Origin of the sequence: Yinghuangia soli, from assembly GCF_021502675.1 — a bacterium.
Lineage (GTDB): Bacteria > Actinomycetota > Actinomycetes > Streptomycetales > Streptomycetaceae > Yinghuangia > Yinghuangia soli.
The window spans coordinates 13,884-37,306 of the sequence record NZ_JAKFHA010000044.1; the positions used below are offsets into that span (position 1 = coordinate 13,884).

19 protein-coding genes are annotated in these 23,423 nt (G+C 72.6%); 9 read left to right on the plus strand and 10 right to left on the minus strand.

Annotation, left to right across the window (positions count from 1 at the left end):
* Positions 1-105: 105 nt before the first annotated feature.
* Together LZ495_RS38735 and LZ495_RS38740 are read right to left on the minus strand one after the other, a co-directional pair.
* A complete protein-coding gene (locus LZ495_RS38735) occupies positions 106-666 on the minus strand; it encodes an NUDIX domain-containing protein (protein ID WP_235057898.1) in 561 nt (186 codons plus the stop codon).
* 99 nt (positions 667-765) lie between these two features.
* The gene (locus LZ495_RS38740) at positions 766-1,428 is read right to left on the minus strand and encodes a leucine-rich repeat domain-containing protein (protein WP_235057899.1); all 663 of its coding nucleotides are present in this window, start codon (positions 1,426-1,428) and stop codon (positions 766-768) included.
* A gap of 292 nt (positions 1,429-1,720) precedes the next feature.
* On the opposite strand from LZ495_RS38740, the gene LZ495_RS38745 reads away from it, so the two are divergent.
* The gene (locus tag LZ495_RS38745; protein WP_372498710.1) at positions 1,721-2,281 is read left to right on the plus strand and encodes a putative immunity protein; all 561 of its coding nucleotides are present in this window, start codon (positions 1,721-1,723) and stop codon (positions 2,279-2,281) included.
* Between the two features lie 217 nt (positions 2,282-2,498).
* On the opposite strand, the gene LZ495_RS38750 is transcribed toward LZ495_RS38745, so the two are convergent.
* The gene (locus tag LZ495_RS38750; protein WP_235057902.1) at positions 2,499-3,599 is read right to left on the minus strand and encodes an ICP22 family protein; all 1,101 of its coding nucleotides are present in this window, start codon (positions 3,597-3,599) and stop codon (positions 2,499-2,501) included.
* Between the two features lie 294 nt (positions 3,600-3,893).
* Between LZ495_RS38750 and LZ495_RS38755 the strand changes: the two genes are divergently transcribed.
* Positions 3,894-4,670 (plus strand): hypothetical protein, encoded by a 777-nt coding sequence (locus LZ495_RS38755; RefSeq protein ID WP_235057903.1) that lies wholly within the window; start codon positions 3,894-3,896, stop codon positions 4,668-4,670.
* 233 nt (positions 4,671-4,903) lie between these two features.
* On the opposite strand, the gene LZ495_RS38760 is transcribed toward LZ495_RS38755, so the two are convergent.
* Entirely contained in the window at positions 4,904-5,275 is a 372-nt protein-coding gene (locus tag LZ495_RS38760) for a hypothetical protein (RefSeq protein WP_235057904.1), read from the minus strand.
* Positions 5,276-5,355: 80 nt separating this feature from the next.
* Between LZ495_RS38760 and LZ495_RS38765 the strand changes: the two genes are divergently transcribed.
* A complete protein-coding gene (locus LZ495_RS38765) occupies positions 5,356-5,967 on the plus strand; it encodes a TetR/AcrR family transcriptional regulator (protein ID WP_235057905.1) in 612 nt (203 codons plus the stop codon).
* A gap of 144 nt (positions 5,968-6,111) precedes the next feature.
* On the opposite strand, the gene LZ495_RS38770 is transcribed toward LZ495_RS38765, so the two are convergent.
* Together LZ495_RS38770 and LZ495_RS38775 are read right to left on the minus strand one after the other, a co-directional pair.
* Positions 6,112-6,525 (minus strand): DUF6188 family protein, encoded by a 414-nt coding sequence (locus LZ495_RS38770; RefSeq protein ID WP_235057906.1) that lies wholly within the window; start codon positions 6,523-6,525, stop codon positions 6,112-6,114.
* A gap of 117 nt (positions 6,526-6,642) precedes the next feature.
* Entirely contained in the window at positions 6,643-7,245 is a 603-nt protein-coding gene (locus LZ495_RS38775; protein ID WP_235057907.1) for a DUF2867 domain-containing protein, read from the minus strand.
* A 297-nt stretch (positions 7,246-7,542) separates the two neighbouring features.
* Between LZ495_RS38775 and LZ495_RS38780 the strand changes: the two genes are divergently transcribed.
* Positions 7,543-8,130: a TetR/AcrR family transcriptional regulator gene (locus LZ495_RS38780; RefSeq protein WP_235057908.1), complete on the plus strand. Its 588-nt coding sequence runs from the start codon at positions 7,543-7,545 to the stop codon at positions 8,128-8,130.
* Positions 8,131-8,257: 127 nt separating this feature from the next.
* Here the strand turns inward: LZ495_RS38780 and LZ495_RS38785 are convergent, their stop codons facing one another.
* Positions 8,258-8,836, minus strand: coding sequence for a TetR/AcrR family transcriptional regulator (locus LZ495_RS38785; protein WP_235057909.1), 579 nt, complete (start codon positions 8,834-8,836; stop codon positions 8,258-8,260).
* 102 nt (positions 8,837-8,938) lie between these two features.
* Here LZ495_RS38785 and LZ495_RS38790 point away from each other — a divergent pair, with 102 nt between their 5' ends.
* Positions 8,939-10,018 carry a Gfo/Idh/MocA family protein gene (locus LZ495_RS38790; protein ID WP_235057910.1) on the plus strand — a complete coding sequence of 360 codons (1,080 nt, stop codon included), beginning with the start codon at positions 8,939-8,941 and terminating at the stop codon, positions 10,016-10,018.
* A 246-nt stretch (positions 10,019-10,264) separates the two neighbouring features.
* Here the strand turns inward: LZ495_RS38790 and LZ495_RS38795 are convergent, their stop codons facing one another.
* Entirely contained in the window at positions 10,265-12,796 is a 2,532-nt protein-coding gene (locus tag LZ495_RS38795; RefSeq protein WP_235057911.1) for a beta-glucosidase, read from the minus strand.
* Between the two features lie 169 nt (positions 12,797-12,965).
* On the opposite strand from LZ495_RS38795, the gene LZ495_RS38800 reads away from it, so the two are divergent.
* Positions 12,966-13,589: a TetR/AcrR family transcriptional regulator gene (locus tag LZ495_RS38800; RefSeq protein WP_235057912.1), complete on the plus strand. Its 624-nt coding sequence runs from the start codon at positions 12,966-12,968 to the stop codon at positions 13,587-13,589.
* A gap of 1 nt (position 13,590) precedes the next feature.
* Here LZ495_RS38800 and LZ495_RS38805 read toward each other — a convergent pair whose 3' ends face one another.
* Positions 13,591-15,978: an alpha-L-rhamnosidase-related protein gene (locus tag LZ495_RS38805; protein WP_235057913.1), complete on the minus strand. Its 2,388-nt coding sequence runs from the start codon at positions 15,976-15,978 to the stop codon at positions 13,591-13,593.
* On the minus strand, positions 15,975-16,817 hold the full coding sequence (locus LZ495_RS38810) for an alpha/beta fold hydrolase (RefSeq protein ID WP_235057914.1): 843 nt from the start codon (positions 16,815-16,817) through the stop codon (positions 15,975-15,977). The genes LZ495_RS38805 and LZ495_RS38810 overlap by 4 nt, the downstream gene beginning before the upstream one ends.
* Before the next feature lie 120 nt (positions 16,818-16,937).
* Between LZ495_RS38810 and LZ495_RS38815 the strand changes: the two genes are divergently transcribed.
* The 3 genes from LZ495_RS38815 to LZ495_RS38825 are packed head-to-tail and all read left to right on the plus strand — an operon-like array spanning position 16,938 to position 23,403.
* Positions 16,938-18,248 carry a type 1 periplasmic-binding domain-containing protein gene (locus LZ495_RS38815; protein WP_235057915.1) on the plus strand — a complete coding sequence of 437 codons (1,311 nt, stop codon included), beginning with the start codon at positions 16,938-16,940 and terminating at the stop codon, positions 18,246-18,248.
* A 32-nt stretch (positions 18,249-18,280) separates the two neighbouring features.
* On the plus strand, positions 18,281-20,575 hold the full coding sequence (locus tag LZ495_RS38820; protein WP_235057916.1) for an ATP-binding protein: 2,295 nt from the start codon (positions 18,281-18,283) through the stop codon (positions 20,573-20,575).
* Complete coding sequence (locus LZ495_RS38825; protein WP_235057917.1) at positions 20,572-23,403, plus strand: branched-chain amino acid ABC transporter permease/ATP-binding protein; 2,832 nt, start codon at positions 20,572-20,574, stop codon at positions 23,401-23,403. Before LZ495_RS38820 ends, LZ495_RS38825 begins: the two co-directional genes overlap by 4 nt.
* Positions 23,404-23,423 lie beyond the last annotated feature (20 nt).

A 23,423-nucleotide genomic window follows, 5' to 3' on the forward strand; every position in this document is an offset into this window, starting at 1 on the left:
AAAGCGAGGAGGCTCGGAGCGCCGGCGCGGGGTCGGCGCTTTGGCCGAGCGTGGACCGGAAGGCTGCGTCGGCGCTTGGACCGAGCCGTGGGATGCGGCACCGCGTCAGCTTGCCGTGTGGTCGCCAGAGGCGGTGCCCGTGCTGGTGTCGGCGGTGCCGCTGCCAGGGCCGTGGTTCGGGATGGCGTCCATACCCGCGATGTACACCGTCCGGCCGGACGTCCGCGCCTCGAACGCGGCCGCGACGCGCACGCCCGTGTAGCCGAGCAGCTCCGGCGCCGCCTTCGGCTCCACGAAGGCGGCGTCGTCCAACTCCTCTTCCTGCAGACGGATGTCCGCGATGCGCGCGGCGTCGAGCGTGCCGCCGTCGAACAGCCACGTGACCATCGGGCGGGGACGCGGCGCGCGCGTCGGCGACCAGTGCACGACGAGCAGGTCGCCGACCGGCAGGTCGAGTCCGACCTCCTCGCGCACCTCGCGTGCGCAGGCCAGGTGGGGGTACTCGTCCATCTCGATCTGGCCGCCCGGGAACAGCCAGTCAGGGCGGTAGTTCGGCTTCACCAGCAGGACGCGGCCCTGCTCGTCGGTAATGAAGGCACCTGCGGACGCGTAGACCGAGGGGCGCTGCGCGTACCACTCTTCGGGCGTCAGTTTGTCGTCGCTCACGGCCGCGAGCGTAGCGGTCCGGCAGGCAGCGAGCGGGATTCGCACACCGCCCGGGAGGATGTCAGGCGGTCGGTGTGGCCGTGGGCATGTGCGGTGGCTTCATTCCTCCGTCGCGTGTGCGGCATCCTCGGCGAAGCGCTCGAACAGCGTGAGCAGTTCGCGGGGATTCCGCGCAATGGTGGCCTCCACCTCGTCGACGTCGATCGCTATCCGATCCCTCTCCCGGAAGCCAAGCCCCGGGGCGTACAGGAAGTGCTCACTGCCGGACTTCCAGCAGCTGAACGGGACGCCTGCGGCGTGCATGCGGCAGGTGAGCTGCCATTCCCTGGGCTCGTCGGCGGACACGCGGACGCCACGCGCGGCCAACTCCGGCAGGATCTCCTCGTAGGACTGCCGGGACAGGGGGTTCCCCGAGACGGCGATGTTCGTGGCATTGCAGGCAAGCAGTGGGCCGAGATCGTGCAGCAGGTTCCTCTGCACGGTCAGCACCGAGAGATTGGCGAACCGGTCGATGCCGTCGAGGTCCCGCAGGCCACTGTCCTGGACGGTCAGTGATATCAGCTGATCCATCCGGGGAAGGCCGGCGAGCGACACCGGGTCGCAGCCGTCGAGGATCAGGACCTCGAGCGCCGGGAAGTTGCGCACGCCGTTCAGCGACGCGGCGTTGCTGATACGCAGGTCGGTGATCGCCTCCGTGCCACGGCCTCTCAGCCGTTGACGCAGCCGCGCGCGCTCCAGCCCCTCCCGGACCTGCGGCTCCATCGGGTATTCGAAGTGCTCGATGACGTATCACTCCTGGGGTGCGTATCGGGTCGTGATCCATCTGTGGGATTCACCCACGCGATGAGATCGGATCTGGTGGATCGTGTGCGTTAAGCGAGCGCAAATGACATATGTTGACTGCGAGTTCAGTGCACCCTATCTGCCGATCGGCGAGCACGGCCCCTACCCCGAGCGGCTATGGCAGGAGGCCGGCGAGGTCGCTCGCGGGGGTCGTGGCATAGCGGGTGGCGATGCGGCGTCCGGTGGCGGCGTGCCGGTGTGGTCGACGAGGATGCTTCCCGTGGTCGACGAAAACCGCGAGATCATTCTGAGCAAGCAGGACCTTCGTGCGGTCGCCGGTTATGCCGCCGAGAGCGCGCAGGAAGTCCTGGAGATCTTTGAGAGCGCCCACCCGGCCGACGCGCGGCCTCGCGACGCGATCGACGCCGCATGGACGTTCGCTCGAGGTGGCGAACGCGGGAAGTCCCAGCGTGATAGCGCCTGGGCAGCACACAAGGCGGCCCGAGACGCGGACACCGCCTCTGCGGGCGATGCAGCCCGAGCAGCGATGAGCGCGGCATCTGCTGCGTACTTGCATCCCCTGGCCGACGCTCATCAGGTGAAGCACATTCTGGGGGCAGCGGCCCACGCGGCGAGAGCGGCCGAACTGGCGGCGGGCGGAGACCGGGCTGTCGGTGCTGATCACATCGAGAAAGCTCGCCGGCGCGCGGCAGCAGACGTCGTCGACGTGCTCAGGCGCTACCCTCCGGCACCTGCCGGCGGAGGGCGCGTCGGCGAACTGCTCCGCGAGCTGGATGCGGCCCTCCGAAGCCGTCACCAAGACCCGGAGTGATCACGACTCGATACACGCCGTAGCTCTCTCGGCTTGCGGGGCGGGCGGGCAGCCGTCGGCCTGTCTTCGGCGCGAACGGGACTGTCTCACGCGCTCCGCTGCGGCCTCGGCTCAAGACGGCGGTCGACTCTGGTGACGGTCGATGCTGCCGAGCTGCCGAGCTGCCGGCGGTGAGTCGAGGCCGTTGCGCCTGCGGCGTCCGCTGCCCGGGCCGGGGTCAACTGCGCCATGCCGGGCCGCGGATCACGTCCGAAGAGTCGGCGACGCATGCGGTGCCGTTGGCGATCTCGTCGGCGTCGAGGTCCCAGCCGACGACGCCGTCGCCGCGCCGGTCGATCTCGATCATCCGGGCCTGCTCGGTGGTGTCGCCGGCCTCGACGTTGCAGACGACGACGGAGGCCCACGAGCGGCCGTCGAATGCGTTGGCGAGCGCGGCGACCGGCAGGGCGACGACGGTGAGAACGAGGGCCGACCACTGGCCGACCGCGGTGATCCGGCGGCGGCCGGACGAGGTCTGCTGGTGGCGTACGGCCCGCCCGCGCTTGTCGCGGCCCCGGCGTCCGGTGCGGTATTCGGCGATGACGCCGACCCGCAGCGCGCACGCGGTGACGCCGGTGGCCAGGGCCCACCACGGCCCGAAGAACACCGCCATCAGGACGGCGAGGGAGATCGGCACCGCGCAGGCGAGGCCGAGCAGCCGTGCCAGCGCGACGCGGTCGTCGCCGTGCGGGACAGCACCGCGGGCCGCGAAGTACGCGAAGCTCACCCGGGAGCCGACCACCGCGACGAGGGCGGCGAGCAGGGCGTCCCCCAGCACCATGCCGACCAGGACGTCGGGCCAGTTGGCCGGGCCCATGGCCGTGATGACATCGCGCGTCTCGGTCCCGCCGCCGACCGTCCACGCGAGCTTGACCATGGGGAGGGCGATGAGCAGGACGAGCAGGACGTAGTGCCCGGGGCCGCCATGGCGGTCCGCGGTGCGCTCCTCGGCTTCGCGGTGCGCGGCGTGGGCGGATGCCGGTTCGAGGGCAGGGCGGGACGTCTGGCCTGGGGCCGGGCCCGACTCCGGGCCCGACTCCGGGCCGGACTTCGGCTCGGAGTCGGGGGCGACTGCGGGGCTGACCGGCCGTTCGGGGGCGGGGCCGGGGGCGGACGCAGGATCGGAACGCCCTTGCGAAGCCTTGCCCGTAGGTCCGTCGGGGGCGGTGCCGGGTGCCTGCGCGCTGTTGTCGCGCTCCGTGTGCTCCGCGGGTTCGTCGCGCTCGTTGTGCTCGGCATGCTCCGCGCGCTCGGCATGTTCGTCGTGCTGGTCGTCCACACGGACCAGCGTGGCGGGCGCCCGGGCGGGCCGCGTCCGGCGACACGCGGCACCGGCGTCCTCCGCCCGTCCGGGCGAGTCCGACGGCTGGTGGCGGCGGTCCTCGCGGAGGTCGGTCGGCTTCGTGCGCGTATGCCGCCGATGCCCGGCTGCGCACTGGCCGCCCGCGTAAGGCTCTGGCAGGGTGTACGCGGTGCCGCCCAGGCCGGGGCCAGGCGGACGAGGCCAGGTCCCGGGGCAGACCGGACCTGCCCGCAGTGCCCGACCCGGCGGCGCCGGCTCATGGGGGCAGCCATGCACGAGGCACGTCAGGCGCAGCAGTTCGGGTACGAGGTCTCGCCGCGGCCGGCGGCCGATTCGCAGCCGGCGCGCGAGGTCGAGGGCCGGATGCGCGCGATCAAGCGCGACGCGGACCGGCACGCGCGGAAGCTCGCCCTGCTGGCCGGAGTGACCCTCGCGGCGGTGCTCGCCGTACAAGCCGTACCGATGGCGATCGGACCGGCCCTCGCCGCCACGGTGTTCCTCGGGCTCATGGCCTTGCTCTTCCTGGTCATGTTCGCCGCGACGCGCGGCAGCGGCAGGCAGGCGATCAAGGCGATCGAGGACCGCAACCGGCTGCTGTCCGGGCACGCCTGGCAGGTATGGCCCTGCCGGGTGGAGCAACGTGCCCACGAGAGACCAAAGTTCACGGCCAAGCGCATGGACGAGGTGATCGGCGTCGAGTCCTTCCGGGATTTCCGGGACGGAGCCGCCGGCCACCGCATCCACCTGCTCGCCCCGGACGGTGCGGTGTTCCGTACGTACTTCGGGGTCATGTCGGACGACGCCTGGCACGGCATGGCCGATGGGCTCGGCGCCGTGTGGGTGTGCGGCGATCTGCGTTTCACGACGTTGATGTGGACGCCGGGCGCGGAGCGCATGTGGCCGGCGACGCCGGAGTCCTCCGTTCCGGAACTGGAGACGATCGGTGTCACCGAGGACCGGACAGGCGACCGGATGGCCGAGCCGGGAATCGTGGACGACATCACTCGCAGCGCGGCCCGTTCAGCGCTGTCGCTGTGGCTGGGCTGAGGAGTAGGCCAGGGCCCGTGGTCAGTACGAGCGGTGGCTGGGCAGGCTGCCGGTTCCGCGTCGCTGTGGCGGTCAACGGCGTTTACTGACCGTCGACTTGCAGCCCCCTGCCCGGCCACGGCGTTGTACGCCCACTGCGCGCACCGGACGCCGTCGTGGTTCGTGGACCACAGGCCGATGGCGTCGCCGTCGCGTTCACGCGGGTGTCTCGGTGCCGGGTCGCTTTCCCTGGGTCACACGTCCCTGCTGCGGCGTTCCCGTATGCGGCTGCTCGTGCGCGCGGCGCCGCGGCGCGGGGGCCGCCGGCCATCGTGTCGGCTCCCGGATATCCGTCCGCGCCGTCCGCCCCGAGGCCGCACCCGGCTCAGCGTCACCAGTGCTGCGCCGCCCGCTACCAGCCCAGCGCCGACGGCGAACGCGATGCCCCACTCGGGCGCGCGTACGTCGGTCCGCAGCGCCTCGCCGACCCGGCCGAACGGGAACCCCGCCGCGGCGAACCGCCACAGGCCGAGCGCGCACAGCGGCACGGCGTGCGCGGCCCACATCACCCAGCGCGGCGGGGCGGGGCCCTCGGGCGGCGGCGGGGCGGCGGGGATGGTGGTCACGGGTACCTCCGGGGTGCCGGGGGGCGGGCGCAATTACAGAACTCTTAGTTCCGAAACTAGTAGTTCCGTATGATGGCAGAATGGCAATCGAGGGGCAACGCGCAGGCCGGCCGCGCGACGACCGGGTGGACGCGGCGATCGTCGCCGCCACCCGCGAACTGCTGGCCGAAGTCGGTTACGCGGGCCTGACGATGGACGCGGTGGCGGCCCGGGCGGGCGTCGGCAAGGGGGCGATCTACCGCCGCCACGCGGCCAAGGCCGAGATGGCGTTCGCCGCCACGGTGTACGGGATGGATCCGCGGACCTTCGCTGACACCGGCTCGCTGCTCGGCGACCTCACCGCGCTCGCCGAGGCGGTCGCGGGGGACCTGGGCGACCCCGCCGCGTCCCGCGCGATCATGAGCCTGCTCGGCGAGATCGGCGACGACACGGCCTCGGTCGCGCAGTTCCTCAAGGCCTGCGTCGAGCCGGAAGTCGCGCGGCACCTGGAAATCCTCGAGCGCGCGGCCGACCGCGGCGAACTCGCCGCCCCGCCGGACGCCGAACTGGTCCACTCGGTGGTCGGCGGCACGGTGATGGCCTGGCTCCTCGTCCACCACCGGGCCCCGGACGGGCTCGCGGAGAAGCTGGCCCGGTTCATGCACGCCGCGCTCACCGGGGCGGCGCCGCCGCGCGAGAGTGACGGTGTCTGACGGGAACTCGCCTGGTAGGCAAGGGGGATGGCTGTCAGGAGGGCGAAGGCGCTCGAACCTGCGATGCTCGGGCGCCAGGTCGACCCGGCCCGCTACCGGGGCCTGGCTCGCTCCCCCTTCGCGCCCTGAGGCTGAGCCTGAGACCTACAAGCCCGCGGCGGAGCCGACGTCGTTCATCTGCACCCCGCCGCCCGGCTTGGCGGTCAGGAATCCCTGACCGCGCACCGCCACCGTCCAGGCCGACCGGACGTCATCGGCCGGCACCCGAAGCCGCCGTCCGTCCGCGAACAGCACGCGGAGCGTCCCCTGATCGGACACCTCGACCTCGGCAACAACCTGACGTACCAGCTCGACCGCCTTGGCGAGGTTCGTCTGCGGCCAGGCCGCCACCCTGTAGCTGCGTTGGTCGGCGACAAGTTCCGCCCAGGTGCAGAGCGCGATCTCGTGCGACCCGATGCGGAGACTCAGCTCGTGGTCGACGACCACCTGGCTGACGCCCAGCCCGCGGAAAGCGGGTACGCGCCAACCGTCGTCCACCCGCACGATGCCCTGATCCATGCCGTCACCGTAGCGAGCGGTCGGCCGCCGCGGCCGCGGATTTTCCTGCGACTGAGTGATCGCGGGCCGCCCGTGAACGCCATCGCGGCCGCGCCGCGACGACGTCAGGCGAAGGCGTCAACCCGCCTTCCGCTTCGCCGCGTTCGCCTGCCACTCGCGGCCGATCGAGCGCATCAGCGCCGGGTAGACCCCGATGTACCGGAACGGCTTGATGGCGGCCATGTACGCGGTACCGAAGAACCCGTTCGGTTTGACCAGGACGGCCATCTGGCCGCGGTAGCCGCCCGACCCGTCCGGGACCCAGCCGATGTGCATCACGCCGTGCACGGTCTTGTTGCCCATCTCGGAGGCCCACTCGTCGTCCGTGAGGTACACGGAGGTGAACGGGGATGCACCGAGGTCGGGACCGCGGGGGCCGTCCCGCAGATCCTCCGGAAGGCGGTCGCGCAGCGACGGCAGGCGGGAGCCGACGCCGGCATCCGCCTTGTCCCAGCCGAGCAGCTTCCCGAGTCTCCAGCGGATGGCGAACAGTGCGCGGGAGACGGGGCCTTCGCCGTTCACTCCGCCGCTGACGCCGTCGGTGACCTGGCGTACCAGCCACACGAAGTCGTCGGGGCCGCCGGGGGTGGGCAGTGCCCATACGTCCTCGACCGTGAAGTCGCCCGCGATCTCGTGGATGCGCCAGGGGCGTTCGGCGTGGGCGGTACGGGGAAGCCGCATGTGCGGGTCCTCTCCAAGTGGTCGTGCTCTCGGTGGCGTGGGGGAGGGTCGACAGCACGCCGCCCACGGCACCGGGGCTGCGGCCGCCACGGGCATGGCATCCCTTCGCTCAAAATACCGAACTGCTGGTTCCGGAACTCGTAGTTTCGTATTTTGACAGAAGGGTGCCCTCCGGACAACGGCCGGGGTGGCCGTGACGGCGGCCTGCGGCGCACGTCCATGCGCGGCCCGCCACGTCGGCGTCCCGTGCCGACCCGGTCCATAGTTCTGAAACCAGGGGTTCCGTATACTGGCCGGATGGCAACCGACGGGCCACGCGCAGGGCGGCCGCGCGACAACCGGGTGGACGCGGCGATCGTCGCGGCCACCCGCGAACTCCTGGCCGAAGTCGGCTACGCAGGTCTGACGATGGATGCCGTCGCAGCCCGCGCCGGGGTCGGAAAAGCGGCCATCTACCGCCGCTACTCCACCAAGCCGGAGGTCGCCTTCGCGGCCGCCGTCCACGGCGTCGACCTCCGCCCGCCCGGCGACACGGGCTCCCTGCTCGGCGACCTGACCGCGCTCGCCGAGGTGATCGTCGGCCATCTGAGCAATCCGGCCGCGTCCCGCGCGCTGATGAGCCTCCTCGGCGAGATCGGCAACGACCCGGAACTCACCCGCCAGTTCCTCACGACCTTCGTCGAACCCGAAGTCGCCGGCAACGCCGAACTCCTGCAGCGCGCCGTCGACCGGGGCGAACTCGCCGAGATGCCCGACGTGGAGCTGTTCCACTCCGCCTTCGGCGGCGCCGTCATGGCCTGGCTCCTCGTCCACCACCGCCCCCCGAAGGGCTTCCCCGAACGCCTCGCCCGCTTCATGCATGCCGCCCTCACCGGCGACACGTAACCCTGATCGTGCCGGCCGTCGTGGACGTCGGCATCGTCCTCGCGAACCGCGCGACCCTGCCCGAGAGCTGCCGCATGACCGGTCGGATCCGGCAATGCCGAGTCCGGATGCTGTGTTGCCGGGATGTTCAGCCGAGAAGCGCGCGCAGTGCCGTGTCGGCGACGCGGCTCAGTTCGGTGCGGGTGCGTCCGGCGGCTGCTTGGACGGCGATGCCGTCGGAGATGGTGTGGACGAGTGCCGCCAACTCGGCCGCCGTGTAGCCGGGCGGCAGGTCGTCGGCCTGTTCCAGGCGTTTGCGCAGTGCCGCCTCGCCGGCCTTTCGTACGGCGACCGCGTTCCGCCGGACGGGCTCCGAGTCGGGTCCTCCGGCGTGGACGCTCTTGACGCACAGGCATCCGCGCGAGCCGCCATGGCCCGCGGTGAGCTCGATCGCGCCGTGGATCAGGAGCCGGACGACCTCGTCGGCGGTGGGCGCGTCCAGCGCGGCGGCGGCGTAGCCGCCGGGGCCTTCGAGGTAGCGCGCGAGGACTGCGCCGAAGAGCTCCTCCTTGTTGCCGAAGGCGGCGTAGAGGCTGGGCTTGTTGATGCCCATGGCGGTGGTCAGGTCGGTCAGCGAAGTGCCCTCGTAGCCCTGGCGCCAGAAGACCTCGAGGGCGCGGTCGAGCGCGGTGTCGGCGTCGAATGCGCGCGGGCGTCCGCCGGGCATGTGTCCTCCCTAGTTTTATACCTATCGGTACGTTACCTCTTGCGCCCGGCCTTGCTCCGCCTCTAGTTTCATACCGTTCGGTACATAACTGGGGAGTGAGTCATGATCCGAGTCGGAGTCGTCGGGGCGAGCGGATGGGCGGACGGGTCGCACTTGCCCGCTCTCACCGGGCTGCCCGAGTACAAGGTGACCGCGGTCGCGACGACCAACCAGGCCAGCGCGGACCGCGTGGCCGCCGCGCACGGCGTCCGGCACGCCTTCGCGGACGCCGCCGAGCTCGTCGCCCACCCCGACGTCGACCTGGTCGTCGTCTCGGTCCGGGTGACGGGGCACGCCGCGGTGATCCGGGCCGCACTGGACGCGGGCAAACACGTCGTGTCCGAGTGGCCGCTCGCCGTCGACGAACGGGAGGCGCGCGAACTGGCCGAAGCAGCCGCGGCATCAGGCGTCCACCATGCGGTCGTCCTGCAGGGCCGCCACTCCGCGAGCGCCGCATTCGCCGCCGACCTGCTCGCCGAGGGCCGCATCGGGACGCTTCAGTCGGCCGCGCTCATCGCGGCAGGCGACCCCTTCGGAGGGAGCAGCATCCCCGCCGAACTCGCCTGGAGCCTCGACCCCGCGGCCGGCAACTCGATCCTCACGATCATGGCCGGCCACTTCCTGGCGACCCTGGAACGCGTCGCCGGCCGCTTCACCGAGGTCTCGGCGCGACTTCCTCGCGTGCACGAACGCGTCCGGATCGGCGACACCGACCGAACCGAGGCGAACGCAACCCCCGACCAGGTACTGGTGCACGGACTGCTGGAGGGCGGCGCCACCGCGTCGGTGACCATCCACGGCGGCAACGGGCGCACCCCGGACGGCTTCCTCCTCAAGCTCGCAGGAAGCACCGGCACCCTCACCGCCACGCCCGCGGAACCAGGGTCGTTCATCCACTGGAGCGACTGGGAGATCCGGGTCGACGGCGAACTCCTGGCAGTGCCGGAGTCGTACCGGACCATCCCCGCCGGCATCCCTGCCGGCCCGCCCGCCAACATCGCCGCACTTTACCGGGAGGTCGCCGCCGCCTTGACCGAACAGCGCCGTCCCGAACCCGACTTCGCCGCCGGCCTGCGCCACCACCGGCTCCTCGCCGCGATCGAACGTGCCGCAGCCACCACGGCCCCGCAGCAAGTCCCGTGAAGCTGTCGCGCATCCCACCGGGCAGGTAAGCCGCAACGGTCGCGGCCGAGCCTGGTGACGTGGTGACGCGGTGGCGCACGAAAGGGGCCCACGGCGGCGAATGCAGGCCCACGTACGGCAGGAAGGGGCCGACGCGCCGTCGGTACTTGCCGTCGGCACGTCGATGGACACCCTTCACTGCCGTCGTGGCACCCTGCCGCCTCGACCGGTGCGCGGCGGGTCAGCCGCCGAGAGCCGTCAGCGGGCTCAGCCCGCGCGCAACTCCGTCCGCACCGGATGGACCTCCGCGCTGTCGCCGATCAGCACCGTGAACCTGCCCGGTTCGATCTGCCACCCCTCGGCCCAGTGGGCGAACGCGCGCCGAGGGAGGCGCAAGGACACCGTGGTCTCGGCGCCGGGTGCCGCCTCCGCGATCGTGAAGCCGGCCAGCCACAAGGGCGGCCGGTCCACGCCCGAGACCTCGCGGCTCAGGTACGCCTGCACGGTGTGGCGGCCGTGGCGCGTGCCGGTGTTGCGCAACGTCACCGCGACCACCGCATCGCCGTCCACCGGGAGATCGGCGGGGTCCGAGACCGCCACGTACTCCCAGGTGGTGTAACCGAGGCCGTGGCCGAACGGGTAGGCGGGCCGGTGGCCTCCGGCCGCCCAGCCGCGGTAGCCGATGTCCAGGTCGTCGCCGTACGCCACGGCGCCGTCGACCGGAGTGGCCGAGCGCAGCGCCGGGGATGCCTCGTCCGCGGGCCAGGTCATCGGGAGGCGGCCGCCGGGTTCGGACCGGCCCAGGAGGATGTCCGCGAGGGCGTGCCCATACTCCTGGCCGGGGAACCAGGTGAGCAGTACGGCGCCGACCTCGGAGCGCCACGGGAGCAGGACCGGGGCGCCGGAGTTGACGACGACCACGGTGCGCGGGTTCACGGCGGCGACGCGCCGGACCAGTTCGTCCTGCGCCCCGGGGAGGGCGAGGGTGGTCCGGTCGACGCCTTCCGACTCCAGCTGCTCGTCGGTGCCGACCACGACGACGGCCGCGTCCGCGTCCGAGGCGAGGGCCACGGCGCGGCGCAGTTCCTCGTCGGCGGGCGAGTCGGGCGCCTCGACGCCGAGCAGGAAGCCGACGGCGAGGGCGCCGGCCGGGAACTCGTGCCGGAGGCGCAGCCGGGTGGGCCGGTCGGGCGCCAGGACGTGCGTCGTCGACCGCTCCGGGGGATGCAGGATGCCGCTGAGGGGGTCGTCCTTGGCGATGTCCTCGTCGACGAGGACGGCATCGTCGGCGGTGAGCAGGAACCGGCCCGAGCCGGCCACCCCGATCCGGTGCGGGCCGCCGCCGGGCATGTGCACGTCGGCCTCGACCTCGACCGTGCAGGCCTTCTCGATGGCGGTGTCACTCAGCCACAACAGGCGCGAAGTCAGCCGGAGTTCGTCCAGGACGAGGGAGCCGTCGGCGGCGTGGAAGCGCACCCGGAGGCCGGGAGCGCCGGTGACCGGGTCGGTCATTTGGCGGTGGTCGAGGGCCCGCAGGCGCGGCCGGGTGCGGACGCCGGGCGCGTGGGTGACCTCGACGGTGTCGCCGAGCGCTGCACGCAGGCCGTCGAGGGGGCCGGCGGTTTGCCGGGGGTGGACAGTGGCACTGCCGCCGCCTTGGACACGGGCGGCCGCGGCGTTCGGCCCCAGGACGGCGACCCGGCGCAGTTGTCCGGCAGAGAACGGCAGGAGTGCGTCGTGGTTGCGGACGAGTACGGCTCCGGACGCCGCGGCCGCGCGCAGGAGGGCACGCTCGTCGGTGTCGGTGTCGGTGTCGGTGTCGGTGTCGGTGTCGAGTTCGGCTTCGGGATGGGGCTCGGGATCGGGATCGGCTTGCGGCTCGGGATCCCCCGCGCCCACGGCCGGAGCGTCCTCCCCGGGACCGCCGAGCGCGCCGACGCGGGCGGCCAGGCGCAGCAGATTGCGGACCTTGGCGTCCACGGCGTCGAGCGGGACGCGGCCGTCCTCGACGGCGGCGGCGAGCGCCTCGCCCCACGGGCCGAGCGGGCCCGGCATGGCCAGGTCGAGGCTGCCGAGCGCGGCGCCTTCGGTGCTCCGGGCGGCGAACCAGTCGGATACGACGAGTCCGTCGAATCCCCATTCGCCGCGCAGCGGTTCGTCCAGGAGGGGGCTCTCGGTCATGGTCGTGCCGTTGACCGAGTTGTAGGCGGCCATCAGCGCCCATGGTGCGGCGGTGCGGACGATGTGCTCGAACGGCGCCGCGTAGACCTCGCGGAGCGCGCGCTCGCCGATGCGGACGTCGACGGTGAAGCGGTCGGTCTCGAAGTCGTTGCCCACGTAGTGCTTGACGGTCGCGGCGACGCCGGCGGACTGGATGCCGGACACGGTCGCCGCGCCGATCGCGCCGCTGAGCAGGGGGTCCTCCGAGTAGCACTCGAAATTGCGGCCGGCGTACGGGGTGCGGTGCAGGTTGACGGTCGGACCCAGGACGACGTCCACCCCCTTGCGCCGGGCCTCGGCCGCGAGCAGGCGGCCGAGTCGCCGCGCCAGTGCCGGATCCCAGCTTGCCGCGACCGCGGTCGGGCAGGGCAGCACGGCGGACGGGTCGCGCTCGTCGTACCGCTCGCCGCGCACTCCGGCGGGGCCGTCGGAGAGCAGCATGGACCGGAGCCCGACGGCAGGTTCGGCGTGTGTGCGCCAGAAGCCGGAGCCGGTGAGCAGGCGGATTTTCCGGTCGGTGTCGAGCCGGGTCAGAGCGTGCTCCACCAGGGCTTCGGGAGAGCCGGGGGTGCGTTCCACCCGGCCGCCGGAAGAGCTGTCGGAAGAGCTTTCCGAAGAGCCGTCCGAAGAGCTGGGGGACGCGGGCGGCGAGCTGTCATCATGACCGGGGTTCACCAGGCGATGCATAATACCTTCCAGGTGGCATGTTTTCACTGTCGAGTGCGGGATCTCAAGGAGCAGGGCGGCAATGGCGGAGCAGAAGGGGCGTCGCGGGTCGTACGCCAGCGGGCTCGCGAGGCGCGAGGAGATCGTCGTGGCCGCGCTCGAACTGTTCGCGGCGCGCACGTACGACGCTGTGTCGCTGCGCGAGGTGGCCGCGAAAGTGGGGATCACCCACAGCGGCGTGCGGCACCACTTCGCCTCGAAGGAGGAACTGCTCACCGCGGTCCTGCACTACAACGACCAGGTGTCCCTCACCCCCGATCCGGACCACGAGATCAGCGGTGTCGACTGGATCCGGGCGAGCGTTGACCTCGTCGCGTTCAACGCCCAAAAGCCTTTGGTGATCCGGCTGTTTGCGACGCTCTCGGTGCAGGCGACCGATCCGGAGCACCCCGCGCACAACTACTTCGTCAAGCGCTACCGGGTCGCCCGGAGCCTGGTCGCCCGGGAGCTGGAGTACGCGCGGACGCAGGGCGACATCCGGGCGGACACCGACCCGGAAGCGGCCGCGGAGTCGCTGCTGGCGACCATGGACGGGCTCCAGATCCAGTGGCTGCTGGATCCGGAGCACGTCGACATGGTCAGCGCCTACCGGCAGTTCGTGGACCGCTTCCTCACCTATCTGACGTCGACCGGCGCGGCGGACTGACCTACCGCACACCGTCCGATGCGACGGACCGGCCGCCGGCGAGCGGGATGCTGTGCCGTCCCGCGGCGTATTCTCCGCCGCCGTGCCGGAACGGGACGGGGCTGTCGACGTCCAGGCGCGTCCCGGTCACCGCGACCGCGATCAGCCCGGCCGGGCACGGAACTTCGCCGGACGCCGAGTCCAGCGCGCCGAGCGCCGGCTCGATGCGCGCCACGCCGAACCCCGGCTCGGCAGGCTCGACGCCCAGCACCCGGACCACCAGGTCGCGGGTCGGGGTCGAGGACCAGCCGTGGCTGACCGTGCCGCCGTACCAGGTCTCGGACCACGAGGTCGCGCAGCGCTCCAGTGCGGCCGTCCAGTCCAGGCACAGCCCCGCGACGAGGTCGGCGCGCCCGGCGGCGGCGAGTGCGTCGTGCACGACGTACCGGAAGAACGGCTGGGCCCGGACGACCTGCTTGTCGGTGTCCCACCAGGGCTCCGGGTGGCCGATGCGCAAGTAGGCCCCGCCGACCGGGAGATCGCCGCCAGGGACCGCAGGGGCGTCGGGGCTGCTGAACGCCGCATCGACGTGCGCCGCCGTGTCGGTGAGGACCTCGACCAGGCGCGCCCACCGCTCCCGCGGCGCGAGCCCCCCGACGATCGCCGCCGCCTGTGCATGCTGCGAGGCCGCCGTCCCGCGGCCCCCCTCGGTGAGGGAGTCCGCGTACCGGCCCCGCTCGGCGTCCCACAGGAGTTCGAACCCGGCGGCGAGCTGCCGGTGCATGCCGCGCGCCCACGCGGCCCGGCCCTCGTCGCCGAGCCATGCGGCCATTTCGGCGAACTCCTGCAGCGCCCGGCCCCACAGACCGCACAATGCCGCGCAGACGCCGTCGGTGGTGACCGACGCCCAGTCGATCAGCACCCAGCCGAACACGTCCTCGAGCAGGCCGTCGGCATTGCGGAACGGCAAGAACCAGCGCAGGACGCCCTCGACCGCGGGCAGCAGCCCGCCGATCTCGTCGCGGTCGCCGACGTACCGGTACGAGTTCCACACCGCGTGCACCCAGTGCAGCGACCAGTCCGGGATGACCGTGAAGTCGGCGTACTCGACGTCGCCGGCCACGGCCATCGGGAGCATGCCGTCGCTGCGCGGCGACGCGGCCATCCGCGGGTACCAGCGGGCCAGCCGCCAGTCGGAGTTCGTCGCGAAGTCCACCATCTGGTGGACCACCGCGTCGCCGACCCAGGCGCGCTGCTCGCGGGTCGGGCAGTCGATGTACGCATCGGCGGAGCACAGCGTGACAGTGCGGCGGCCGATCTCCCAGATGCGTTCCAGGACCGGGTCCGAGCACCGGAAAGCGGCCCCGCCCGTCACCGGGTAGGTGCGGGTGCGAACGCCGATGCCGTGCACGGTCACCCCGTCGCCGGCCTCGACCAGCGCGCCGTGCAGGCCGTACAGGTCGAGGGATTCGGCGGTCCGCCGGGTGCCGTCGAGGGTGACGGTGAAGCAGGCGTCGTGCTCGCCCGGCGCCGGCTCGCCGCCGGCGAGGAACTCCGCGACGCGGACGGTCACGGACGCCCCGGGCGGCCCGGAGGCGTCCACGACCAGCGTGCCGGACTCGATCCGGTCGGCGACGTACGCCCCGGCCGCCGTCCGCCGCAGCGCCACCTCGACGGGCGCCGCCTGCGCGATGGGACGGGCGCCGAGCGGACCGCCCGGGAAACTGGGCGGCTCGGCGCGCCCGGGCTCGCCGGTGGTCATCGCCCGCCGCGCGGTCGCGGCCGGCCAGCCGGCATCCCCGCACGAGTCGCCGGCCTGGCCGCCCGCCCCGGTGGAGGCGAGGGCCGTGCACCAGGCCGCCGGCAGCACCCGGCAGTCGACGTGCTCCTCGCCGCGCCCGGACAACCGGTCCACGACGTTGTCCCCCCACCCCGGCAGGACGCGGGCCTGCCAGCTTTCGTCGGAGACGAACCAGCCGTCCGCAAGGCGTGCTTCGAGGACGAACGCGCCCTCGTGCAGGTCGTTCGCGAGCGGCGACGGCGGCATCCACCACGGCTTCGGGCCGTCGTAGCGCCAGGCCAGCACCGCGACCGCATTGGCGCCGGGGCGCAGGTACGGCGCCAAGTCGACGTCGTCGTACGGCTGCTGCCGGGGGTTGGCGCGTACCGGGCCGCGGGACACCTCGGTGCCGTTGACCCACAGGGCGTACCGCGACAGCGCGGCCATGCGGGCCGGCACCCGGTCGGGTACCGACGCCAGGTCCAGGGTGCGCCGGAGCGCGACGACCTCGCGCCCGCCGCCGGGCGCCCGTTCCGCGGCCCAGATCCACCGCCCGCGCCACCGTCCCGGCGGGAAGGCGTGCGATCCGGGTGCCGGTATCGGTGCCCGGTCTGCGAGGGAGTTCGTCATCGGGGGCCCTCCAGTCGTTCGAAGTGGGCCCGGACCGCGGCCAGCCACGCTTGCGGCTGCTCGGTCTGCGGGCTGTGCTTGGCGCCGTCGACGACCACGAGGCGGGCGCCGGGTATGCCGTCGACCAGTTGGCCGGCGCCCCGGCGCAGTGCCTTGTCGCCCGCGCCGACGAGCACCGTGGTCGGGCAGGCGATGCCGCCGAGCCGCGCGGTGAGCGGCGGGTAGCTGCGCAGCGCCCGGGCGAACGCGGCGAAGGCCTCGGGATCGGTGGCGAGGAACGCCGCGGCCTGCCGGTCGCGCTGCTCCGCGGTGAGGGCGCCGCGCGCGCCGCCGGCATCGGCGGACCGGGGCTTGGGGAGCAGCTTCGCGAGCGTGCCGACCACCCCCATGCCCCGGCGGCGGACCAGCATTTCAAGCGGGCGCATGAGCAGCGACAGCGGTCCGCCCGAGGGTTCCGGCGCGGTGTCCATCAGCACGAGCGAGCGCACCCGGTCCGGGTGCGCCAGTGCGTACCGCTGCGCGACCACGCCGCCCATGGAATGGCCGAGCAGGTCGACCGGCCCGAGGCCGAGCGTGTCCAGAAACGCGCCCAGGTCCGCTTCCAGGGCGTCGAACGAATAGGCCTCGGCGCGCCCGGGTTTGGCGCTGCCGCCGTGTCCGCGGTGGTCGTACGCCAACACCCGCCGGTCGGCCGCGAGTTCCGGCAGCACGCCGGACCAGTCCGCGGTGCTGCCGACGAATCCGTGCAAGAGGACGAGGGGTTCGGTGCCCGGTGCGGGGCTGCCGTGGTCCTCGTAGTTCAGGGCGGTGTCACCCGCGGTGAGCTGGGCGTTCGTCATGCCGTCATGAAACCCTTCCATCTGGCAGGTATTGGATGTTAGCATCGCCGCGCTTCGCTGTGACGCCTATTTCTCCGCGAAGGCAAATTCCAGGCACCGCCCAGGAAAGGGATGCGTGGCATGCGACCAAGACTCCGGGTCTCCGTTCCCGCCGTGGCCGTACTCGTGGCCGTCACCAGCTGCTCGGTCAGCAGCGGGACCCCGAAGGAGACGAGCAGCACGGGCGGCGGCCAGGCCGCCGCCGCGCCCGCCCGGGGGGTCACCGCCACGACCGTCAAACTGGGCGTGGCCGGCACCGACCCCGCGGCGCTCAAGGCGGTCGGCATACCCGCCGACGGCCCGGCCACCAAGGACCTCTATACCGCGTGGATCGCCGCGCAGAACAAGCGCGGCGGCATCGGCGGCCGGCAGATCGAGCTGGCCTTCCAGCCGTTCCTGCCGATCGGCCCGGCCGCGGCGCAGTCCGCCTGCGTCGCACTCGCCAAGGACCAGGGCGTGTTCGCCGCGATCGGCATCTTCACCGGCGACACCCCGCTCTGCTTCACCCAGACCGAGGGCGTCCCGTACATCGGCCTGTGGGGCCAGTCCGCCGACCGCGACGCGAAGTCCACCAAAGCGCCGTTCCTGGCCGTCGAGATGGCCGACGACCGGCAGCGCAAGGCCGGCGTCCAGGCGCTGCTCGACCAGGGGCTGCTGACCGGGCGCAAGGTCGCGCTGTACTGGGAGGCGCAGGACGACGCGGTCACCAAGGACGTCGTCAAGCCGCTGCTGAAGGCGGCCGGCGTCGACGTCGTCGTCGAGACGCCGCTCCCGAACCTCGGCACCGACCAGGCCGCGCAGAACCAGGCGCTGGACACCATCGTGGAGAAGCTGAAGTCCTCCGGGGCCGACACGGTGCTGAACACCTCGAACTTCGCCGGCCTCATGAACGCGTTCCAGCGCAAGAGCTGGCTGCCCCGGCAGATCCTCGCGACCTCGCAGCAGGCCCTCAGCCCCGCGGTCATGCAGACCACCGGCATCAAGCCCGCGACGATGGCGCCGCTCGTCGTCGCGGCGCCGTACGCCCCCACCAAGGCCGAACTGGTCGCCGACCAGGGCCTGGTGCAGTGCGTCACCGAGTACAACGACGCCTTCCCGGCCGCCCGGGTCGACCCGGCGGCGGCGTCCGCGGAGACGCTGAGCGGCATCGCGCACCAGTGCGCGGCGTTCCGCCTCTTCGTCCAGACCACCGACAAGGCCGGCAAGGACATCACCCTCGACGGCTGGAAGGCGGCCGCCGAAGGGCTCGGCAAGCTCACCCTGCCGGGCGTCCCGATGGGGTCGCTGGCCCCGGGGAAGCACAGCGTGGGCGACGCCGTCGGCGTGTACAAGTTCGACCCGGCGGCCGCGCAAATGGTGCCCACCGGTCCGGCTGCGGCCGCAGCCGGCTGACGCGTTCCGGGACCTGGGCGGAAGGGCCGACCATGAACGACCGCACGACCCGCGAGGACGGACTCGCGGACCTCGCGGGTGCGTTGCTGCACAGCGAGGCGAATTCCGAGGCGGGATCCGAGGCGAGGGCCGGAGTGAAGGCCCGTGCGAAGGCCGGAACGAGAGCCGCGGCGCGATCCGGAGGGCCCAAGGCCGATCCCGGGGAGCCGGCCGGCGGTCTCCTCGGGGACGACAGCGAACCCGCGACGCTGCGCGCCGGCCTGCGCCGGGCCGGACCGGCGACGTTCGCCGTGCTCTTCCTGCTGACCTCGCTGGACGAACTCGAGGGCGCGGCCCTCGGGGTGCTCGCGCCCGACATCCGCGACAGCTTCGGCATCAGCGACGGGATGATCGTGTTCCTGTCCGTCGCCGCCGGGGCGTTCATCGTGATCGGCGCGGTGCCGATGGGCTGGGTCGCCGACCGGTTCCGGCGCGGCCCGATCGTCGGCGCGGCGAGCGCGTTCTTCGCCGCGATGGTGTTCGCGTCCGGGTTCGCGGTCAACGCCTTCATGTTCTTCTGGACCCGCTTCGGGGCCGGCATCGCCAAGTCCAATCAGGGGCCCGTGCAGGGGTCGCTGCTCGCGGACACGTACCCCATCGGCATCCGCGGCCGGATCGGTGCGGCCATCGGCGTCGGCGGGCGGCTGGTCGGGGTGCTCAGCCCCCTGATCGTGGGCGGCATCGCGGCCGCGTTCGGCGGCGACGACGGCTGGCGCTGGGCGTACTTCCTGCTCGGCCTCCCGGTCGCGGTGGTCGCCGCCGCGGCGTTCTTCCTGCCCGAACCGGTACGCGGGCGCTGGGAGAAGGCCGCGGTCGTCGGAGAAGTCGTGGTCGACGAGAAGCCCCCGCCCATCTCCGTCGAGGCGGCGTTCGCGCGGCTCGGACGCATCCGGACCCTGAAGACCGTGGTCCTCGCCTTCGCCGCGATGGGATTCGGCCTCTTCACCGCTCCGGTCCTCGGAAACCTCTACCTGGAACAGCACTTCGACCTCGGCGTGTTCGGCCGCGGCGTGGTCGGCACGGTCGGCGGAGCCGCCGGTCTGCTCGTCCTGCCGTTCGTCGGCCGGTACTACGACCGGCAGTTCCGGCACGACCCGTCCCGCGCGCTGCGGCTCATCGGCCTGCTCACCCTGCCGTCCGCGTTCTTCCTGCCCTTCCAGTACTACGCGCCGAACGTGGAACTCTTCACGCTGTTCAGCATCGGGCCGGTGGTCCTGCTGTCCGCGGCGTTCGCCATGATCGGGCCCCTGCTCCAGACGATCGTCCCGTACCGGCTGCGCGGCATGGGCTCCGCGATGGGCTCGGTGTACGTGTTCTTCATCGGGGCGACCGGCGGTGCGCTGATCGCGTTCCCGCTGATCAACAGTTTCGGTATCCGGGCTGCCGTGCTCACCACGATGATCCCCTCGACGATCGTCGGCGGCCTGCTCATCCTGCGCAGCTCGTGGCTCGTCAAGCGCGATCTGGCGAACGTGGCCGAGGAGTTGCGCGAGGAGTACGAGGAGCACCAGCGGCGTACGGCGGCCCCGGATGACGTCCCGGTCCTCCAGGTCAGCGGCGCGGACTTCTCCTACGGACAGGTCCAGGTGCTGTTCGGCGTCGGATTCGAGGTCCGCCGGGGCGAAGTCCTCGCGCTGCTCGGCACCAACGGCGCCGGCAAGAGCACCGTGCTGAAGGTGGTCTCGGGCCTGGCCACCCCCGAGCGCGGGGTGGTCCGGTTGAACGGCCGCACCATCACCTACGTCTCGCCCGAACAGCGGGTCCGGCTCGGCGTCGTGTCGCTCACCGGCGGTGCCGGGGTATTCCCGAGCATGTCGGTCCGGGAGAACCTGGAACTGGGCGCCTTCGTCCACCGCGGCGACCCGGCCGACGTCGCGCGCCGCATCGAACGCGTCCTGGAGATCTTCCCCCAGCTGCGCGACAGGCAGCGCGAGCGGGCCTCGACCCTCTCCGGCGGGCAGCAGCAAGTCCTCGCCCTCGCGCTGGCCCTGCTGCACGACCCCGAGGTCCTCCTGATCGACGAACTGTCCCTGGGCCTGGCCCCCGGCGTCGTCGCCGAACTCCTCGCCGTCGTCCGGCGGCTCCGCGAATCCGGGCTCGCGATCGTCATCGTCGAGCAGTCCCTCAACGTCGCCATGTCCATCGCGGACCGCGCGGTCTACCTGGAGAAGGGGCGGGTCCGCTTCACCGGCTCCGCCGCCGACCTCGCGGCGGGCGACATCGCCCGGGCGGTCTTCTTCCGCACCGAGGAGGACGCGCTCGGCGCGCGCGGGGGAGAGGCGACATGAACAGCCAGGTCCTCTTCGACGGCCTCGTCAACGGCCTCGCCATCGGCCTGATCGCCCAAGGCATCGTCCTGGTCTACCGGTCCACCCGCGTCATCAACTTCGCGGTCGGCAACCTCGGCGTCCTCGCGGCCGCCCTGCTGCCGCTCGTCTGCCTCAACTACGGCTGGCCGATCTGGGCGGCTCTGCCGGCCGCGCTCGTGGTCGGCACGCTGACCGGCACGCTGGTCGAACTGTCGGTGATCCGCCGCCTGTTCACGGCACCCCGGGTCACGGTCCTGATCGCGACGATCGGCGTTTCCCAGGCCGCCGTCGCCGTCGTGGCCGCCCTGCCCGACGTCCGCAACGCGCTCAGCGCGCAGTACCCGGTCCCGGTCCAGGGGACCTGGTCGGTCGGCGGCGTCACCGTCACCGGGGCGCAGGCCTCCGTCCTGGTCGTCGTCCCGCTCGTGGCCGGCGCCCTCTCGCTGCTGCTCAACCGCACCACCGTGGGACGCGCGGTCACCGGCTCGGCGGACAACATGCCGCTGGCCCGGACCCTCGGCATCAACCCGAAGCTGATCTCCACCCTGGTGTGGACCATCGCCGGACTGCTCTCCAGCCTCGCGATGATCCTCGTGTCCGGGCTGTCCGGGGGCGTCACCGCGGTCACCGACCTTGGCCCCGGCACCATGATCCGGGCGCTCGCCGCGGCGGTCGTCGCGGGCATGGTCTCGTTCCGCTGGTCGATGCTCGCAGGCGTCGCGATCGGCGTGCTCCAGGCGTACGTCCGCTTCGAGTACGTCACCGAGCCGGGCCTGGTCGACCTGCTGCTGCTCGGCGCCGTACTGGCCGCCGTATGGGCGTACGCCCGCCGCGACGACCGGGCCCGGTCCGAGACCGTGGCGTTCGGCCCGCGCGTCCGTGCGGTGCCGGAACACCTGCGGCGCATCTGGTGGGTGCGGCATCTGGGCCTGCTCGCCGCGCTGCCGGTGGCCGCCGCCGCGGTGCTCCTCCCGCTGGTCGTCACGCAGTCGTCGCGGCACCTGCTGTACGCCACCGTCCTCGCGTACGCGATCTGCGCGTGCTCACTGACCGTGCTCACCGGCTGGTCCGGCCAACTCTCCCTCGGCCAGATGGGGTTCGCCGGACTCGGCGCGCTGACCGCGGCACTCCTGACGCGCGGCCTCACCATCGGGCTCGGCGGGGACACCCGGCTGATCGTCGAACCCCTGCCGTTCCCGGTCGCCATCCTGGCGGCCGCCGCGGGCACCGCGCTGCTCGCCGCGGTCATCGGGTTCGCCGCACTGCGGGTCGAAGGGATGCTGCTGGCGATCAGCACGTTCGCGCTCGGCACCGCCGCGGTCGGCTTCCTGTACCGGATGGACATCTTCGGCGCGGGCACCGGCGACTCGGTGGCGTTCCCCCGCGGCACGCTGTTCGGCCTGGACCTGTCTCGCGAACGCACCTACTACTACGTGCTCCTGGCGGTTTTGGCCCTCGTGGTCGCGCTGCTGTCCCGGCTGCGGCGCACCGGCCCCGGGCGCCGCATGATCGCGGTGCGCGACAACCCCGACGCGGCGGCCGCCGCCACCGTGCGGCCCGTCCGCACCAAGCTCGTCGCGTTCGCACTGTCCGGAGCCCTGGCCGGGCTCGGCGGCGGACTGCTCGCCGGCGCCGTCCAGTCCGTGCCGGTGACCGAGCGGTTCTTCCAGGTCGGCGACTCGCTGATGCTGGTCGCCATCGTGGTGATCGGCGGACTGGGCTCGGTATGGGGGCCGGTCCTCGGCTCGGTGTGGGTGATCGGGCTGCCGGCCTTCTTCCCCGGCAACGAACTGGTGCCGCTGTTCGCCTCCAGCCTCGGGCTGCTGGTCCTGCTGATGTACTTCCCCGGCGGGCTCGTGCAGATCGGGTACGCCCTGCGCGGCACCGTGCTGGACCTTGCCGAGCGGCGCCTGGGCGCGGCAGGGGCGGACGTCGCGGCAGCGCGCGTGCCCAGGCCGGCGCGGGCGCCTGCCACGGCCCGCGCCGAACGCCGGGAGCGTCCTGAACCCGCGTCGGGAAAGCCCGTGTTGGAGGTCCGCGACGTCACCGTGCGGTTCGGCGGGAACACCGCCGTCGACGGGGTGGGCATGCAGGTCCAGGCCGACGAGATCGTCGGCCTGATCGGCACCAACGGCGCGGGCAAGTCGACGCTGCTCGGCGCGATCGGCGGCTTCGTCCCCGCGTCCGGGACCGTGGAACTGCTCGGACACGACGTCTCCGGCTGGTCGCCTGCCCGGCGAGCGGCCCTCGGCCTCGGGCGCACCTTCCAGGCCGCCCGGCTGTTCCCCGAACTCACCGTCCGCGAGACGGTCCTCGTCGCGCTCGAGGCACGCGGCCGGTCCGGACTGGCGGCCACGGCCGCCTTCCTGCCCGGCGCCGTGCGCGCCGAACGCCGGCGGCGCGCCGAAGCCGCCGACCTGATCGACCTGGTCGGCCTCGGCCCGTACGCGGACCAGGCGGTGGCCGGCCTGTCGACCGGCACCCGGCGCATCGTCGAACTCGCCAACCTGCTCGCACTCGACGCGCGGGTGCTGTGCCTCGACGAGCCCACCGCCGGCGTCGCGCAGCGCGAAACCGAGGCCCTCGGCCCGCTGCTGCTCCGGCTGCGGCGCGAACTCGGCGCGGCCATGGTGGTGATCGAGCACGACATGCCGTTCCTGATGTCCTTCAGCGACCGGCTCTACTGCCTCGAAGCCGGGCGCGTCATCGCCGAGGGAACACCCGAACAGGTGCGCAGCGACCCGGCGGTCATCGCCGGCTACCTGGGCACGGACGACCGCGCCATCGACCGGTCGGGCGTGGTCTGACAGCCCACCGCCCGCACGGG